The following is a 17173-nucleotide window of genomic DNA, read 5'->3' as shown; positions in this document are numbered from 1 at the left end:
CTGCTGTTAAATGAAGAAGACCTATCTTCCACGGCAAAACCGTTCACAGAATCTGAACTAAAATCAGCACAAGCGGTTGCAAAAAAATGAAACATCAATAATCTCCAAGAATGACTGCCCGTCTCTGGCACTGGCTCTAACTTCAATCTCGCTAAAGAATATGACCTGAAGCGAGCAGCCAACCTGTTCGGCGTCACTGTAACTGAAATCATGAACCGGACAACTATCACAGGATCTATTGAAATCGGCCGGCATCCGGGTGTGGTAAAGACCACGTTATAGCACTTGCTGAGTATTTGAGAAGAAGGCTGGCTGTTTTATGTTGTGAGGAAGCATAATCAGAATTGATGCAGGAGGACTGGAGGTAAGCGTATGAAAATGGGTAATAATTCTGTATTGACACGTCAACCTCCGCCCCCGCTGTATTGTCCCAAAAAGTCGTAACCTTCTTCCAAGTATAGTAAACTAAAGATAATACAGACATAGGGAGAGATTACATGATCACTGAGGTGTATATGGTACGGCACGCGCATTCGGTATTTTCGCTTGAGTTTGAGGAGACTCGTGGGTTGTCTAAGCAGGGTTGGAAGTCAGTTGAAAAGGTGACAGAGGTTTTATTGGATGAGGGAATAGATGTGATTTATTCCAGTCCATATGTACGTGCAAGACAGACGTTGGAAGGGCTTTCAAAGGAGCTTGGACAGGAGATAAAGATAGATGAACGATTAAGGGAACGGGATCTGGCAGCGCGCGATCATCATTTTGAGGATCCGCTTACTGCGATTAAAAAGGTATTTGAAGATCCTGATTTTAAATTTCCTCAAGGTGAGACGAATAATGAGGTAATTGAGCGTGGAGTAGCTGCTTTAAAAGAAATTGTTCATGATCATAGTGGAAAGAATATTGCGATTGGTATTCACGGAAATATTTTTGCCTGTGTGATGAGCTGGTTTGATAATCGCTATGGGTTTGAGTTCAGCCTGCAGACGACAAAGCCGGATATTTACAAGCTGTCGATTGATAAGAACTTTTCTTTGCAAGCTGTTGAAAGACTATGGAAAACAGATTGGATTGTTGAATAGTTAAAGAATATGATTCTAATTTTTAACATAGGGTGTTAAAAAAGTAGATTACAATAAATAAGAATAAAGTATTATTCATGATGACATCAAAAAGGGTAATTGTGCCTGATGTAGAAATTGTTTAAGAAGTATTGTGTTTTTTGTATACGGAATGAAGAGAATTTGACTACATATAGAAAAAAAAAATTAAACTCTTCATGTTTGTTCAGTTTGCAAAGAATCTTATGAGAGAAGAGCTTTACAGAAGATTGTTGAAGTTGAAACTCATGAGAAATCATGAGTTTTATATTAAAAGCTAACTATTTTAACGATTTAAATCCTAATTTTAATCGTTGTTTAAAAAAAACGCCCCGAAGGACGTTTTACCAATTATTATCATTTGTTTCAGTATCACCCGCATCATCTGATTCTGTTGATAAGCCGGATGATTCGTTTTCTTCACTGGCGAAACTTGACAGATCAAGGTGATCTTGAAGATCAGCTCTTACTTCTTCAAGCTCTTCTTCATAAGCCTGATAGTAATAAATGTTGTTATAATAAACACCTTCACCCTGAAGTGTATGTGAATCAACATTCAAATCTGAATTTGCAGCATAAGAAATAAATGATCTCATTTCTGAAAAGCGCATATTTGTTTTCATGTTATCTCCTACAGCGTCTATTACATCGGCATATCGATTAATAGATCCCGCAGATTTCGCTTTAGTCAAAATTGCTTCAATTATTTCCTGCTGTCTTCCGCCTCGTGCTAAATCACTGTCCTGATATCTTGACCGGACAAAAGCTAAAGCTTCTTCACCGTTTACGGTCTGTCTGCCTTCTTCGAGTATAATGGAATCTTTCTCATCTTCAGAGTTCATTTCAACCATATCAAATGGTACATCTACTTCAACACCATCAAGAGCATCTACTACATCCATAAACGCATAAAAATTCATTCGCACATAGTAATCGACAGGGACATCAAGTAATTCTTCAACAGCCTCCATAGAAGCTTTCGGCCCACCAAATGCATGGGCATGATTAATTTTGTCCTCTATCCCAACTTCTGGAATATAAGCTAGTGTATCTCGTGGGATGCTTGTTAGTTTAATAGATTTATCATCATTATTAAGAGTGGCTAAGATAATTGCATCAGTTCGGGTCGTCCCGTTCTCAAAACCTGATGCTTCTTCTCTCGCTTCACTACCATCAACGCCTAAAAATAAAACTGACACATTGTCGATATTAGGGTCTACTTCATATTCACGCAGGTCAGATTGTTCTCGTCCAGTTAGTTCTTCAAAAGAGTCATCTGCAACATTTTGTGCTTTTGTATATAAATACCCACCATATACAACGCCAGAAACTAGTAGCAGAAAGATTGGCAAACCTATCAGCATAAACCTCTTTCTTAAGCGTTTATTCTTCTTATTCTTTTTAAAGGTTTTTCTATCCATACCCAGCGTAGCTCCTTTACTTGGGTGTTATCCAGTTTTCCGTATAAAAAATTACGGCAATTTTAATTGTACTATGTTTTCCCGCTATCCGTAAAATGAAACTTTCATTACAATTGTCGATTATTCGGTTACAATTTCTTCACGATAGACCATTTCACCCTGTACAATTTCAGCTTGACCATTTGTCAGCTCCGTCATCCAGGAAGTGAATGCTTCAATATCATCTTCTTCTACATAAGTTTCCACAGCCACTGCCTCTAAATATTGAATCTCTTTTAAAGGATATTTTGAAGATCGGACTTCATTCTCTACTTTTCCAAGCCACGTGTAGTCCATTTTTGAAATCATAATTCTGTTCAGGGACCTCTCAACAACGCCTGCAGCTTTTAATCCTTCCGTTACGGACTTACCGTAAGCACGGATCAGACCGCCGCCGCCAAGCTTGATTCCGCCAAAGTAGCGGGTAACGACTACTGTTGTATCTTTTAATCCCTTCTTCTTTAAGACTTCGAGCATCGGAACACCGGCAGTACCTGATGGCTCACCGTCATCATTCGCTTTCTGAATTAAATCATGCTCCCCGATCATATAGGCTGAGCAGTTGTGGTTCGCTGAAGGGTGCTTCTTCTTGATTTCCTGGATGAAAGCCTGTGCTTCTTCTTCCGTCTCTGTTCGCTTTGTATAGGTAATAAAACGGGATTTTTGAATCACGATCTCACTTTCACTGTATCCTGAGACGGTTAAATATTTTTTCAGCATAAAATACTCCTTCATATCGCGCATTTATTACACAATTATAACAAGAAATTGCACGTTGCGTCATTTTTTGCAGAGATGCAACAAAGGTGAAATGTCATATGCGCCAATTGTAATGCAACTTTAATATCGCGACAAAGTGATGATGTTATAATAGATAAGGTCCTGTTGATTAAATGGGCGATGAAAAAATATATTAATATAGCTTCTTTTTTGCGTAATTTCGACATGTTGCGGTGCGAAACTTTATTTGGCACAATACTTTCAATTTTACTGGTTTAACAGTATAATTTTTTGTAAAGACATGTATACGAGAGAAAGGAGTCTGCACGTGTCCGCTAATAGTATAGATACCCAGATCCTTGATTCAATTCTGGGTAAAATGATAGAGACTGTAGATCAGAGTAAGTCAGAAATTTTTGAAATAGGTGAGCAGACCCGTAACGAATATGATCAGCTTGTAAATGAACTTTCATTAATCCGTGAAAAAATTGCAAGCGTGATATATACAGGAGATGAACTTGAAAGACGCTCGCGTTTTGCAAGAAAGCGTCTGGCAGAAGTCAGCCATCACTTTAAGGACTTTTCTGAAGAACAGGTCCGTCAGGCTTATGAAACGGCACACGACCTTCAGATGAAGCTCTCGGTTAACAGACAGGAAGAGAAGCAGCTCCGTGAGAGACGCGATGACCTGGAGCGCCGTCTTCAGAGTATGGTTGAAACCATTGATCGTGCTGAAAATCTGGTGACCCAAATATCAGTTGTACTTACTTATTTAAATAGTGATCTGAAAAAAGTTGGCGCAGCACTTGAAGACGCTGCCCAGAAGCAGATGTTCGGTATGCAGATCATAGAAGCCCAGGAAGAAGAACGTAAAAGACTTTCCCGGGAAATACATGACGGTCCTGCACAAATGATGGCGAATGTACTGATGAGATCTGATTTAATTGAACGTGTTTTCAGGGATAAAGGCACTGATGAAGCAATTAACGAAATTAAAAGCTATAAAAAGATGGTCCGCTCAGCATTATCAGAGGTCAGAAGGATCATTTACGACCTTAGACCAATGGCGCTCGACGACCTGGGTCTTGTTCCTACCCTCAGAAAATACTTAAGTACCATCGAAGAATATAGTCATGGTACTAAGTTATCATTTAAGCAAATTGGGGAAGAATCCAGACTGGATCCAAAATACGAAGTCTCGCTATTCAGGCTGATCCAGGAGGCTGTGCAAAATGCAGTAAAGCATGCACAGGCAACTGAAGTCACTGTAAAAGTGGAAATACGTCCTGATTGTGTGAATGCAATCATTAAAGATGACGGAAAAGGCTTCGATCCTTCAGAAAAAAAGCAAGGTTCATATGGCATGATGGGCATGAAAGAGAGAATTGAACTGATATCAGGAAAAATGGATGTTCAATCAAAGCCCGGACAAGGTACAACAATCAGTATTAATGTACCAATTAAAAGTTAAAGATTGAGGGGGAACCAAACATGACAAAGATTTTAATTATTGATGATCACCAGTTATTCCGTGAAGGTGTTAAGCGTATCCTGGATTTTGAAGACACATTCGAAATCGTAGGAGAAGGCGATGACGGTTCTCAGGCAATCGAACTTTATGAAACGCACCAGCCGGATGTTGTATTAATGGATATTAATATGCCAGAGGTCAATGGCGTTGAAGCGACAGGACAGCTTGTGAAAAAGCATACAGATGCAAAAGTGATCATCCTGTCAATCCATGACGATGAAAACTACGTATCACACGCACTGAAATCAGGTGCGCTTGGCTATATGCTGAAAGAAATGGATTCAGAAGCACTGATCGAGGCAATTAAAACAGTTGCTGACGGCGGCTCATATCTGCATCCGAAAGTAACAGTTAACCTGGTAAACGAATTCCGCCGTCTTGCAGAAGCTGAATTCACCGGTAACTTCCAGCAAGTAGAAGTGCGCCGTCCGCTTCATCTGCTCACAAAGCGAGAGTGTGAAGTGCTTCAAATGCTTGCAGATGGTAAAAGTAACCGCGGAATCGGTGAAGGGCTGTATATCTCAGAGAAAACAGTTAAAAACCATGTAAGTAATATTCTGCAGAAAATGAATGTGAATGACCGAACTCAGGCTGTTGTTACGGCAATTAAGAATGGCTGGGTTGAGGTACGATAAATTTGGTTTGATGAGCTTCGCCTTTTGGCGGGGCTTTTTTAATTTCTTTTGGCGACTGTGCGGGAATGAACGATGAGTCTGCCATTTTAGTCTCCAGGTTGAAGCGATACACCGGGGAAGTTGTATCAATACGTTTTAAGGATGTAGCGATACACCAGGGAAGTTGTATCAATCAGGCTTCCGGATGTATTAATCCAGCTGTCGGCTTGCAGCATTTCCTCTTAAAGAAGTATGCATCACGCAGTTTTAGATTTTTCATTACTCTCTCAAATAAAAAACTCCGCCTCATCAGCGGAGTTTCACTTTATTTCCGTCGTCTCGCAAAGTCGACAAACTTGAATTTATCAAGTCTGTGGCGCGACTCGGTGTATTGGAAGATGGATGTGTCTTCTAGGTGCACGAAGTTTTTGACGAGTACGATATGGCTGTAGCCGTCAAGGTCGAGCAGTGCACGGTCTTCATCTGTTGCAGGTTCTACTGTGATTTCTTTTTTAGCGTAAGAGATGTTCAGGCCGAGCTGACCTTCAAGATAGGCGTAGATTGAGTCTGCGCAGATCTCTTCTGTTAGTGAAGGGACGCTTGATTGCAGAAGCCAGTCTTTATCAAGAATGACGCGTTCTCCCTGAATGGTTCGTGCGCGGACGACTTCCCACGTCAAAGCATTTTGTGGACATTCCAGCTGATTTGCAAGCCAGTCTTCCGCTTCGATCAGTTCGAGTTTGTGGACGGTTGTCTGGATGTCACGTCCTAGTGACTGCTGGATTTCTTTGAAGCTGACAAGTCCTGTTACCGGGAATGTCATTTTACTTATATCAAGAACGAGGGAGCCTTTACCCTGCATTTTCTGAATGAACCCATTTTGCGATAAAAGTGTAAGCGCTTTCCTTATCGTTTCGCGTGATGTATTAAATCGCTCGCACAGTTCGTGTTCTGAAGGGAGTAAAGAGTTCGGCTCGAAGACTCCATTTTTTATTTCTTCGGAGAGTTCTTGAAAAATGTTCATATATTTATTTGTAGTTGCCATATATATCACCCTTGTTTATTGTATCATATGAGGGGATAGGATTTTAGTGAATGTTCCATTATTTTCATATGATCTTTGAGTTAATGAATCGCTCCTCCTTTCCGTGGAGGACTACGCTTTCCGCGGCCGCGCGGTGAGCCCCATTGAGCTACGCTCTGTTGGGTCTCACCTGTCGCTTCTCTGCCGCAGGAGTCTCCGTCCTCCACTACAAGGATCCGCTTGTGGTAGTTAACTCAATCAATATGATGTTTAGTTAAATATCCGCTGTTTCTTTCAGTGGAGGGCTACGCTTTCCTGCCCCGGCGGGAGTCTCAGCCCTCCACTCCAAGAAACAGCTTGGATAAACGTATCATGACTTCACTAATTTTAATTAAGAAACGATATAAGCAGAAAGGACGGTTTGTATGAACAGGATTTTGAAGACAACGATTGCTGCCGGTCTGCTTGCGGTTGTGCTGGCAGGCTGCAGTGATGAAGAGAGTACGAATTCGAACAGTGCGGAAGATGGGCTTTCAGGTGAAGGGCAGGAGACGCATGCTTCTGAAGGATTAGGTGAATCTGAAGAAGGCATTATGTTTGATGAAGATGGTAATGTGGAAAGTGCAGAGGTGCCTGCTGAAGCTGAAGAGGAAATTATGGCGGTCTTTGATGAGTATATTGAGACCTTTAACAATAAGGATATAGAAGGTTATCTGGATCTTCTTCTGTATGAAGACGGTTATTATGACAGGGAAGAAGAGCGTGCGGCCCTTGAGGAAGTATATGACCAGTTTGATGTGAATAGAGAAGTGGTTGAGCATACAATCAGTGGTTATGAAAAAGGTTCTGCTGAGGTATTTTCCAATATGGAGTTGACGACAACGGATCCCGCATCTGGAGCTGAAGCGTCTAGAAATGGCCGTCAGGTAACGATTTTAAAAGAGGTTGACGGTGAGTGGAAGATTGCTTCGATCCAATTTATTGCTGCACCTTAGTAAAGTTAAACTTAGTAGCAATGAGAGATTTTAAAGAATAGTTAGCGCAATGAATGGTTACATCATTAAAATGCATCTCGTCACAGAGGTGCATTTTCTATACATATCGACATATTTCCTGGGAAATGAGGTTAGGTAAATGAAGATTATTCGTGCTGAAATATGGGGAATTCATCTCCCTTTAAAGGAACCATTTGTAGTTTCGTATGCGAGATTCGATTCAATGCCATCAATTATTTTGAAGCTGACGACTGATACCGGTCATGAGGGATATGGTGAGGCTGTGCCTGATGAGCATGTGACGGGTGAATCATTTTACGGTTCATTTGCGCTTTTAGAAAAAGTGATTGTCCCTGAAGTGAAAGGTATGTCACCTTTTCAAATAGAGGAAATTCATAATCGCATGAGTCGGGCGTTAAAGGGTAATCCTTCTATCAAAGCAGCTGTGGATATTGCCTGTTATGACCTGATGGGTAAGGTTACAGGGCTTCCTGTCTACGATCTGATTGGCGGAAAAGCGCATGAGAAGCTCAGCTATCCAAAAGTTATCTCAATAGGAACACCAGAAAAGATGAGTGAGGCTGCACTCAACGCACTCGAAAAGGGGTATGAACATCTAAAGATCAAGCTGAGCGGAGATGCGGTGCTTGACGTGGAGAGATTGAGAGCGATCAGGCAGGCTGTTGGTAATGATGTGCCGATCCGGGTGGATGTGAATCAGGGATGGGAAACCTATGAAACGGCTAAGCGGGCGCTTGCTCAAACAGAATTGCTGAACCTTGACTGGATCGAGCAGCCACTTGTTCCGGAAGCATTTACAGAAATGAATGAGCTCAGGCAGTCAACCCTGACACCGCTTATGCTCGATGAGAGTATCTGTACTGAAAAAGATCTCCAGCGTGCGATCAGTGAGCGATCGGCAGATAAAATTAATTTGAAACTGATGAAAAGCGGCGGGATTTATCCGATTATTCATATGGCAAAAACAGCTGAAGCGGCCGGTCTTGCGTGTCAGGTTGGTTCAATGGTGGAGTCATCAATCGGCTCAGCAGCAGGGTATCATGCAGCGATGGCGAGAAAAAATATTGAGACAACTGAGTTGACGGGACCACTTTTATTTTCGAAGGATCCGGGAAACCTGAAGTACGAGGTACCTTACGTACATTTGGCTGACAAGCCGGGGCTTGGTGTGGACGTTGATGAAACAGTGCTTGAAGCGTTAAGCGAACTGCATGTGGAGGTGTGACGATGAATCTTGAACAGGTGTGGCAGGATCTGCACGGACTTGCTGAGACGAGTTTTAAAGAAGTGAAGACGACGGATTATATCGCGCATATGCTTGAGCGTGAAGGTGTGCGCGTTCAGTTGTTTAAAAAGCATACCGGACTGATTGCTGAAGTAGGCAGCGGTGAGCCGGTTATCGGTTTCAGAGCGGATATGGATGCACTTTGGCAGGAGGTAAACGGGGAGATGAGGGCGAACCATTCCTGCGGTCATGATGCGCATATGACAATCGGGATTGGTACGCTTTTAGCTTTGAAAAAGAAGGAGAATCAGCTGAAAGGCACGTTCAGGTGTATCTTTCAGCCTGCTGAGGAGCAGGGGAACGGCTCTCTTTCTGTGATTAAAAATGGCGGAGCGGATGGGCTCAGTGTATTGTTTGGTGTGCACCTGCGGCCAAAAGATGAGCTCTCTTACGGTGAAGCCGCACCGTCTATTTCACATGGTGGCGGAATCTTTTACGAGGGTAAAATAACCGGTGGAGATTTGCATGGAGCAAGACCTCACCAGGGTGTGAATGCAATTGAAGCGGGGTTTGCGCTAGGACATCAGCTGAGCACAGTGAGAATTTCGCCTATGATTCCGCATTCTGTTAAAATGACAAGTTTTCATGCGGGGGCGACCAATTACAATATCATTCCGGGCTCTGCGACGTTTGCACTTGATGTGCGTGCACAGACGAATGAAGCGATGGATGAACTGAAAAAGCGGATTGATGAGAAAGTGGCTGCTTTTAGTGAGATGCTTGGTGTCTCAATTGAAGGCAGCTGGATTGATTATACGCCGGGTGCAGATGTGAATGAGAATGCAGAGGCGATTATGCGTGAAGCGATTGTGCAGGAGATGGGAGAAGACGCCTTAAGGCCACGCGTGGTAACACCAGGCAGTGATGACTTTCATTTCTACACGATTGAAAAACCTGATCTGAAGGCCTGTATGCTGGCACTTGGCGCAGATCTTGAGCCGGGGCTGCATCATCCGGATATGCGGTTTAATCATGATTGTCTGGAGCAGGGGGTTAAGGTTGTGACGCGGGCTGTTGAGATTGCGCTTGAGCGGAGGTAGTTGTGGCGCGGTTTGTAGAGGAGGGTCTGCCCCTCTTCTACGTGCCCGGCTGGTGGGAAAGGTAGACCCGGGACAGACCCTTCTCTACATTATGCAGTAGAGACGGGTTATACACAAACACATAAAAACCGCTCGGGAGATCCCGGGCGGTTTTCACATCTTACTTCTTATAGTGAAACACAATCGACTCATAAGGGCGAAGCGTATATGCTGAAGCGTCGCCATTTACATCTTCATAGTTATGGATCAGCACGTCCGGACGCGTGAAGCCATCCAGCTTTTCAGCAAGTGCTTCTGGCATGTCAAACGTCGTTTCTTCTGCATAGTAGTTATTTAACACAAGCAGTGTCTCGTTTTCAGTGTTGCGCGTGTAAGCGAAAATTGATGGATGATCTGCAAGCAGCAGCTCGTAGTTTCCATCTGTCAGAACGTCATAGTCCTTGCGCAGCTGAATCAGCTTCTGATAGTGATAGAAGACAGAGTTACGATCTTCTAAAGCAGTTTTCGCGTTGTGTTCCTGATAGTTTTTCGCCACAGGAATCCACGGTGTGCCGCTAGTGAATCCTGCGTTTTCACTGTCATCCCACTGCACTGGTGTACGTGAATTATCACGTGATTTCTGGCGCAGGATCTTCAGGATTTCTTCTTCGCTTTTACCCTGCTCAAGCAGGATATTATAAATGTTCAGCGACTCCACATCGCGGTATTCATCAATTGAAGTGAATTTCGGATTTGTCATCCCGAACTCCTCGCCCTGATAAATGTACGGCGTGCCCTGCATCATATGAACGGATGTTGCGAGCATTTTCGCTGACTCATTATGATAATCGCCATCATTTCCGTAGCGGGATACGACACGCGGCTGGTCATGGTTGCACCAGAACAGTGCGTTCCATCCGCCGCCTTCATTCATCCCGACCTGCCACGTTGAAAGGATGTCTTTTAACTGCAGGAAGTCGAAGTCTGCAACTGTCCATTTTTCACCGTTTGGATAATCCACTTTTAAATGATGGAAGTTGAATGTCATGCTGAGTTCTTCACGTTCAGGATTTGAGTATTTAATACAGTGATCAATCGTCGTTGAAGACATTTCACCAACTGTCAGCAAATCGTGCTTTGAAAAGACCTCCTGATTCATTTCATGCATATATTCGTGTACGCGCGGACCGTCTGTGTAAAAGCGGCGTCCATCACCATCACCAGTTTCATCAGGGAAGTCCTGATTTTTTGACACGAGGTTAATCACGTCAAGACGGAAGCCGTCCACGCCTTTTTCAGCCCAATAATTCATCATGTCATAAATTTCGCGGCGCACTTTCTCATTTTCCCAGTTCAGATCAGCCTGAGTTACGTCAAACAGGTGAAGGTAATACTGATCCGTTGCTTCATCATACTGCCACGCATTTCCACCGAATTTTGATATCCAGTTCGTCGGTTCAGAACCGTCTTCTTTTCCATCTTTCCAAATGTAAAAATCGCGGTAATCATTGTCTTTGGATTTACGTGATTCAATAAACCATTCGTGCTCAGTTGACGTATGGTTTACAACAATATCCATGATAATGCGGATATCGCGCTTATGTGCTTCTTCAAGCATGCGGTCGAAATCTTCCATTGAACCGTATTCTTCGTGAATGGAGAAATAGTCGCTGATGTCATAACCGTTGTCACGCTGAGGCGATTTGTAAGGAGGTGTAAGCCAGAGGACGTCTACACCCAGTTCATTTAAATAATCAAGCTTCTCAGTAATCCCGTTCAGATCACCAACACCATTACCTGTCGTATCATTGAAACTCTTTGGATAAATCTGATACACCACTGCTTTTTTCCACCATGGTTGTGCCATTGAAATTCCTCCTTTAAATATAAGATAGGTTGGATAATCGCAGATTGCAGCTCCAGGCGGATGCTTTCCGAGCGGTGGTCGCTGAGCCTCCTCAGGCAAGCCTTGCGGGGTCTCAGCTATCCCACTAATCGCTCCGGAGTCACCGCCTTCCGCTGCAATCTGCTTGATAGGTACTTACAAATATCAATGTCTATAAAGTTGTAATAGCTAATTAAATTTGAAGACAATTGACTTATATACTTTTCAAAGTGTCATTCGAATAATAAATACAAACTCAGTGTAGTGGAGCGTAGGGCGGTGACTCCTGTGGCAGGAAGGGACAGGTGAGACAAAGCATGGCGAAGCCTGCTGGCTCACCGCCCGGCCACGGAAAGCGTCCGCCTGAAGCGCAGCGAAACGTTTTTTTCCTCACTAAGTTTTTAAAAGAAAAACAGAGCTGTGAAAATTTCTTCTCACAGCTCTATATGCATTTTTATTCTTCTTCAAACTTTCCTTTTTTGATAATCAGTGCGTATGCAAGTGTCAGGGCGAATGGTACGACGATCACGATGGCCATACCGATTGCGAATATGCCCCAGAACTGGCTCTGAATCGAGATGATTCCTGGAACACCGCCTACGCCGATTGAGTTGGCTAGGACGAAGTTGGCACCAAGAAGCAGTCCTGCGATACCTGAACCGATCAGTGCACAGATGAACGGGAACTTATAGCGCAGGTTAACCCCGAATAGTGCGGGCTCTGTTACACCGAGCCATGCTGAGATACCTGATGAACTTGCAAGACCTTTAAGCTTTTCATCTTTTGATTTCATAAAGAATGCTGCTGCAAAAATGGCAAATGCTGCAGACCCTTGTGCAATGTTAGACAGTGCAAGGATTGGCCATAGGAATGTACCACCCTGGTCTGAGATCAGCTGTAAGTCTACCGGCAGGAATGTATGGTGCATACCTGTGATCACAAGTACTGCGTAGAACCCACCATAGATCAGGCCGCCTAACCAGCCGAAGTTTTCAAACATAAATACGACTGCGTCAGTCACTGCTGTACCTGCTGCAAATGTCAGTGGTCCAATGACGATAAATGCTGCAAAACCTGTAATTAAAATAGAAACCGGTGCAACAACAAGCAGTTTGATTGAATCGTGTACGCGTCTGTTTAGAAACTTTTCAATCACTGCATATAAGTATGCTGCCACTAATACTGGAAGTACCTGACCCTGATAACCGATCGATTCAACGGTTAAGCCAAACAGGTTCCATGTCGGCACAGTTCCTTCCTGAAGTGCATCCGGATATGCATAAGCACTTAGCAGGTTAGGGTGTACCAGTACTAAACCAAGCACGATACCCATTAAAGGATTGCCTCCGAACCTTTTTACCGCTGACCAGCCGATCAGTGCGGGTAAAAAGGTGAAGGCGGCGCTGGCTATGATATTGATAACTTCTGCAATATCAGCCCACTGAGGATATGTGACGATCAGTGGATCTGCACCGAATAAATCTTCTGCTGTTAACACGTTGTTCAAACCGAGCAGTAAACCTGCTGTTACGATTGCCGGAAGAATAGGTATAAAGATATCAGCTAAAAGCTTAATTGCACGCTGCAGCGGGTTCATTTTTTTTGTCGCTGCACTTTTTACATCATCCTTAGACACTTCCTGAATACCTGTTTCCTCTGCCAGGACCTTATAAACCTTATCTACAAGTCCCTGTCCGATTACTACCTGAAACTGTCCGCTGTTGGCAAATGACCCTTTAACCAGATCAATTGACTCAAGCTTTTTCTTGTCTACCTTGCTGTCGTCATGCAGGACGAAGCGGAGACGCGTGACACAGTGAGTAGCTGTGTCGATGTTTTCCTGGCCGCCGATTGCTTCAACAATCTGGCGCACCTGTTCACGATTCACATCGCTCATCTATAAAACCTCCCTTTCGAAACCGTTTTCATTTCATCTGCACTACATCTATTCCCTTTATTCAGGAAAAAACACTGGAAATGAGAGGGTTTTGTGAAGGCTGGAGTCTGACCCCGGTCTTCGGTAGACCAGGGACAGACCCGCGTCTACATATCTCCCAAATAAACAGCGCTTTCATTTAACAATTCCTATCCTATAACGTGTATATACAAGTTGTCAATCAGGAAGTTTTTTATTATCTGATGATTTATTTCGACAAGAGAAAAAAATGATATATTTTTTCAATATTGTGACAATTAATGTTGCGTTTATGAGTATTAAGGGGTACCATAGTATACAATTAATAGATCTTTAGTCACGATATAAGAGATTGGATTTCATACAATACCTTCATATACATAAAATGATGTTTCGTCATTTCGACATATTTTTATCTGGGAGTGATTGCGGTGAGATGGCTGTTAACTTTAATTAAGAGCAAATCGAATGCGAATCAATCTTTGAAGCCATCAGATCAGCCTCGTGCGAAGTTATTAGTTGTTGTGAATGCAGGGTATCTCGCAATGACAATAGGTGCTGTGCTTTCCTATTCTAATAGAAAACAGGATCAGCTGTTTTTTCAAGTGATCAGGACTCAGCCGCATCTGCTTAGTCAACATAGAGAACCAGTCATCAGAGCGGCTGCCCGAATGCTGGAGTGGTATGAGAATGGTGATAATCTTCCCGATAGAATCAGCCAGTACGAAACAGGAGAGCAAATAGCACGTGCGATGCGTATTGTTTATTCTAACCATAAAGATCAGTTGTTTTCTGACAAACGTCTAAACGAAGAGCATGTCAAACGAGACAGTCAGGATATTTGGTACGTCTACCGGGATATACTAGCGGCTGCCACACAGAATAAACTTTTGCTGGTCGAAGCGTATGATGTAGAGCGTTTCAAAGACGGTGTTGTTCTTATAGAGGAAAGGATCGAGGAGCGGTCTGATATTTCGAGGATTCGTCATCAGGCAAAAAAAAGTTTTGAAGCACGCCAATTCTCTAAGTCGGCCGTGATGAACTTTTTACTGGTACTGTCTGAAGCAATGACGAATGTATATAAACATGCATCGCACGGAAAAGTGATGATAGTTGAAAAGGATGGGGCGCTGCATTTAATTGTAGAAGACTCTGGAACGGGTATTCCGCTTGACCAGCTGCCTAAAGCAACACTGTTTTCTGGTTATTCTTCTATGGATTCTATGGGACAGGGGTTTACAATCATGTTAAAAATCGCAAGTTGTGTGCATCTTCATACTTCTGAGGAAGGGTCGAAGCTTGTGATTTCGTTTGACCAGCCGGAAAAAGCGAAAATTGAGAATCTCCTCGTTCAAAATTGTATTTAATATGAATTTAAAAAATATAAACGATTTTATGTGATCATCAGAGAAGTCATTGATCACCTATTATAAATGTTTAAAACGTAACTGTGGCTCACAACTAAAGGGCAGGTGAATGATATGCAGAGTATCATTGCAAGGGGGAAAACAATTAAAGAAGCAGTATATACAGGGGTGGAGCTGCTCGAGGTAACAAAAAGGGATGTACATATCGAGGTGCTTCAAAACCCGGCGAAAGGATTTCTCAGGATCGGTTCAAAGCAGGCGATCGTCAGGCTCACGCTGCTAAATGATCATGATGAAAAGACTGTTACCTCTAAAGAGTGCCTGTCCACTGACGAAAGCGGGGGTGAGGTCAACGACTGGTTTACCCATGCGGAATCCTTTTTTGAAGAAGTGGAGATGGAGCGGGTAGCGGTTAACAGTAAACCGGTCCAAACGCTCATGTCATCCTCTGACAGAGAGATGCTTGAGCGCAATGGTGCTGTATGGGTTGAAAATGGGAGTCTTATGATAGAACCAGGTACTCATAAGCTGCCGGTAGTGACGATTCCAAAAGAAATGACACTGTACAAAAATCAAGAGATTATTGAAGCAAAAACGTTTGTTCTATCAGCAAATGATTCATACCGGCTTGCAATTGATGATGAAGTAAAAGAAACTGAATGGTCGATTACAATTGATAAAAATAAGCTGAAGGCTTATCTCACGGTAAATCCAGGTTACAAAATTACGCGCATCATCCAGGATGCAGATCCTGCTTCGCACCTGACGCTAACTTTTTCAGAAGAAAAGCAGGTGATCATGACATTAACGGAACAGGAAATAAAAGCTGAAATGCAGGAAAAATGCATTTTGCAAAATATTGATCAGATTGAGCTGATGAGAGCGGTTCGGAATCTTGAAGGTACAACCTACACGATTGCCCGCGGTGTGGCACCGACTGACGGAATAGATGGCTGGTTTGAGCTGAAAGTGGATACGCATATAAAGCAAGGCGTGCATGAAGATGAGCATGGAAAAGTCGATTTCCGAGAAACAAAGGTGTTTCCGAATATAGAAACCGGCGAAATTATCGGTATTGTCCATCCACCTCAGGAAGGGAGCGCAGGGTACTCCGTTTTCAGCGAATCGATTCCCAATAAGCCTGTGTATCCAGTAATTCTAAAGCTTGGGAAAGGGGTGCAGCTGATTGGCGATAAAGTGGTCGCAAAAGAAGTCGGGCGTCCTCATATTGAAGAACGTGGTCAGCTCGTTAAAATCACCATTATGCCGAAGCTCCATCACAATGGAGATGTCAGTCTCGAATCAGGTAACATCTCCTTTTTCGGAGACGTGGAAATCACCGGTGAAGTCCATCACGGAATGAAAATTGAAGCGCAGGGGAACGTGATCATCGGTAAAAATATCAGTGGATCCGGTTGTAATGCAACAGGATCAATCAGTGTGAAAGGGAATGTGATTTCCTCAGATCTCTCAGCCGGTCAGAACAATATGGTGACTTCAAAACTCTCTATGCTGGTCGTCGTGCTGAAGCAGGATATCGACAGGATTATTGCAGTCATCTCCCAGCTGATCAACTCACCGGGTTTTAAGTCCACTGACTTTGCAAAAGGCGGTCTACAGCCGCTCGTGCGCATTTTGATGGAAAAGAAATTCAGTGACTTCCTTCCAAGAGCGAAAAAATACGTACAGCTTGTAAAAGAGGGGCGTGCCCAGCTCGATGATGAACGCTGGGAAGAAACTGCAGAACAGATCTCTGCGATATTCTTAACCCTCTCCGGCAAACCGGTGTCACTGAATATCTTTACTCACCTCTCACAACAGCTAGGTGCACTGCAGGAGGAAATTGGGCTGTTTGATGAATCTGAGTCAACGATTAGCGTACAAAATGTGCTGAACAGCAGAATTCATGCAGGTGGAAATCTTTATATCAAAGGTAAAAGCTGCGTAAATTCAAGAATACATGCAGGCGGTTATATGACGATCACCGGAACGCTGCGCGGTGGTGAGGCTTTCGCTGAAAAAGGCATGTACATCGGCGGGACCGGTGCAGAAAGCGGTACGCCAACCAATTTGTCAGTGCCTGCAAATGCCGTTATCAAAATTGGCACGGCACTAGAAGGCACTGTACTGAAAATCGGTAACAGAAAACGTGTGCTCACAGAAGATCACCATGCCGTGACTGCCTCAATCAATGCAAAAGGACAGATTATTTTACGCTGACGCTTTAAAGAGAGGGT

At 43.3% G+C, this 17173-nt stretch carries 13 protein-coding genes; 8 read left to right on the top strand and 5 right to left on the bottom strand.

Going from position 1 to position 17173, the window contains the following annotated elements:
- The first annotated feature begins 497 nt into the window (after window positions 1-497).
- Window positions 498-1082 (top strand): histidine phosphatase family protein, encoded by a 585-nt coding sequence (locus DH10bf12_RS17745; protein ID WP_471736538.1) that lies wholly within the window; start codon window positions 498-500, stop codon window positions 1080-1082.
- A 362-nt stretch (window positions 1083-1444) separates the two neighbouring features.
- Here the strand turns inward: DH10bf12_RS17745 and DH10bf12_RS17740 are convergent, their stop codons facing one another.
- Window positions 1445-2521 carry an LCP family protein gene (locus DH10bf12_RS17740; protein WP_471736537.1) on the bottom strand — a complete coding sequence of 359 codons (1077 nt, stop codon included), beginning with the start codon at window positions 2519-2521 and terminating at the stop codon, window positions 1445-1447.
- A gap of 120 nt (window positions 2522-2641) precedes the next feature.
- The gene (locus DH10bf12_RS17735) at window positions 2642-3280 is read right to left on the bottom strand and encodes a YigZ family protein (protein WP_471736536.1); all 639 of its coding nucleotides are present in this window, start codon (window positions 3278-3280) and stop codon (window positions 2642-2644) included.
- A 328-nt stretch (window positions 3281-3608) separates the two neighbouring features.
- Between DH10bf12_RS17735 and DH10bf12_RS17730 the strand changes: the two genes are divergently transcribed.
- Entirely contained in the window at window positions 3609-4751 is a 1143-nt protein-coding gene (locus DH10bf12_RS17730) for a sensor histidine kinase (protein WP_471736535.1), read from the top strand.
- Between the two features lie 20 nt (window positions 4752-4771).
- Window positions 4772-5446, top strand: a complete 675-nt coding sequence (locus DH10bf12_RS17725; protein WP_471736534.1) for a response regulator — start codon at window positions 4772-4774, stop codon at window positions 5444-5446.
- 304 nt (window positions 5447-5750) lie between these two features.
- Here DH10bf12_RS17725 and treR read toward each other — a convergent pair whose 3' ends face one another.
- On the bottom strand, window positions 5751-6470 hold the full coding sequence (gene treR / locus DH10bf12_RS17720) for a trehalose operon repressor (RefSeq protein ID WP_471736533.1): 720 nt from the start codon (window positions 6468-6470) through the stop codon (window positions 5751-5753).
- A gap of 404 nt (window positions 6471-6874) precedes the next feature.
- On the opposite strand from treR, the gene DH10bf12_RS17715 reads away from it, so the two are divergent.
- From DH10bf12_RS17715 to DH10bf12_RS17705, 3 genes are all read left to right on the top strand, one after another.
- On the top strand, window positions 6875-7444 hold the full coding sequence (locus tag DH10bf12_RS17715) for a hypothetical protein (protein ID WP_471736532.1): 570 nt from the start codon (window positions 6875-6877) through the stop codon (window positions 7442-7444).
- Between the two features lie 139 nt (window positions 7445-7583).
- Window positions 7584-8690 carry a mandelate racemase/muconate lactonizing enzyme family protein gene (locus tag DH10bf12_RS17710; RefSeq protein ID WP_471736531.1) on the top strand — a complete coding sequence of 369 codons (1107 nt, stop codon included), beginning with the start codon at window positions 7584-7586 and terminating at the stop codon, window positions 8688-8690.
- A gap of 2 nt (window positions 8691-8692) precedes the next feature.
- A complete protein-coding gene (locus DH10bf12_RS17705) occupies window positions 8693-9790 on the top strand; it encodes an amidohydrolase (RefSeq protein WP_471736530.1) in 1098 nt (365 codons plus the stop codon).
- A gap of 160 nt (window positions 9791-9950) precedes the next feature.
- Here DH10bf12_RS17705 and treC read toward each other — a convergent pair whose 3' ends face one another.
- Together treC and treP are read right to left on the bottom strand one after the other, a co-directional pair.
- Window positions 9951-11636, bottom strand: a complete 1686-nt coding sequence (gene treC, locus DH10bf12_RS17700; protein ID WP_471736529.1) for an alpha,alpha-phosphotrehalase — start codon at window positions 11634-11636, stop codon at window positions 9951-9953.
- Window positions 11637-12108: 472 nt separating this feature from the next.
- A complete protein-coding gene (treP, locus tag DH10bf12_RS17695; protein ID WP_471736528.1) occupies window positions 12109-13551 on the bottom strand; it encodes a PTS system trehalose-specific EIIBC component in 1443 nt (480 codons plus the stop codon).
- Window positions 13552-14000: 449 nt separating this feature from the next.
- Between treP and DH10bf12_RS17690 the strand changes: the two genes are divergently transcribed.
- Both DH10bf12_RS17690 and DH10bf12_RS17685 read left to right on the top strand, forming a co-directional pair.
- Window positions 14001-14936, top strand: coding sequence for an ATP-binding protein (locus DH10bf12_RS17690; RefSeq protein WP_471736527.1), 936 nt, complete (start codon window positions 14001-14003; stop codon window positions 14934-14936).
- Window positions 14937-15050: 114 nt separating this feature from the next.
- A complete protein-coding gene (locus tag DH10bf12_RS17685; protein WP_471736526.1) occupies window positions 15051-17156 on the top strand; it encodes a DUF342 domain-containing protein in 2106 nt (701 codons plus the stop codon).
- Window positions 17157-17173: the final 17 nt, after the last annotated feature.

The organism is Jeotgalibacillus sp. 10bf12 (genome assembly GCF_055597105.1).
Note: the sequence above shows the minus strand (reverse complement) of the source record. Positions and strands in the feature narration are given on the sequence as shown.

Coding starts and splice junctions, on each gene's coding strand:
- DH10bf12_RS17705 (WP_471736530.1), top strand. CDS start 8,693: ATGAATCTTGAACAGGTGTGGCAGGATCTGCACGGACTTGCTGAGACG.
- treP (WP_471736528.1), bottom strand. CDS start 13,551: ATGAGCGATGTGAATCGTGAACAGGTGCGCCAGATTGTTGAAGCAATC.
- treC (WP_471736529.1), bottom strand. CDS start 11,636: ATGGCACAACCATGGTGGAAAAAAGCAGTGGTGTATCAGATTTATCCA.
- DH10bf12_RS17740 (WP_471736537.1), bottom strand. CDS start 2,521: ATGGATAGAAAAACCTTTAAAAAGAATAAGAAGAATAAACGCTTAAGA.
- DH10bf12_RS17710 (WP_471736531.1), top strand. CDS start 7,584: ATGAAGATTATTCGTGCTGAAATATGGGGAATTCATCTCCCTTTAAAG.
- DH10bf12_RS17745 (WP_471736538.1), top strand. CDS start 498: ATGATCACTGAGGTGTATATGGTACGGCACGCGCATTCGGTATTTTCG.
- DH10bf12_RS17735 (WP_471736536.1), bottom strand. CDS start 3,280: ATGCTGAAAAAATATTTAACCGTCTCAGGATACAGTGAAAGTGAGATC.
- DH10bf12_RS17725 (WP_471736534.1), top strand. CDS start 4,772: ATGACAAAGATTTTAATTATTGATGATCACCAGTTATTCCGTGAAGGT.
- DH10bf12_RS17715 (WP_471736532.1), top strand. CDS start 6,875: ATGAACAGGATTTTGAAGACAACGATTGCTGCCGGTCTGCTTGCGGTT.
- DH10bf12_RS17685 (WP_471736526.1), top strand. CDS start 15,051: ATGCAGAGTATCATTGCAAGGGGGAAAACAATTAAAGAAGCAGTATAT.
- treR (WP_471736533.1), bottom strand. CDS start 6,470: ATGGCAACTACAAATAAATATATGAACATTTTTCAAGAACTCTCCGAA.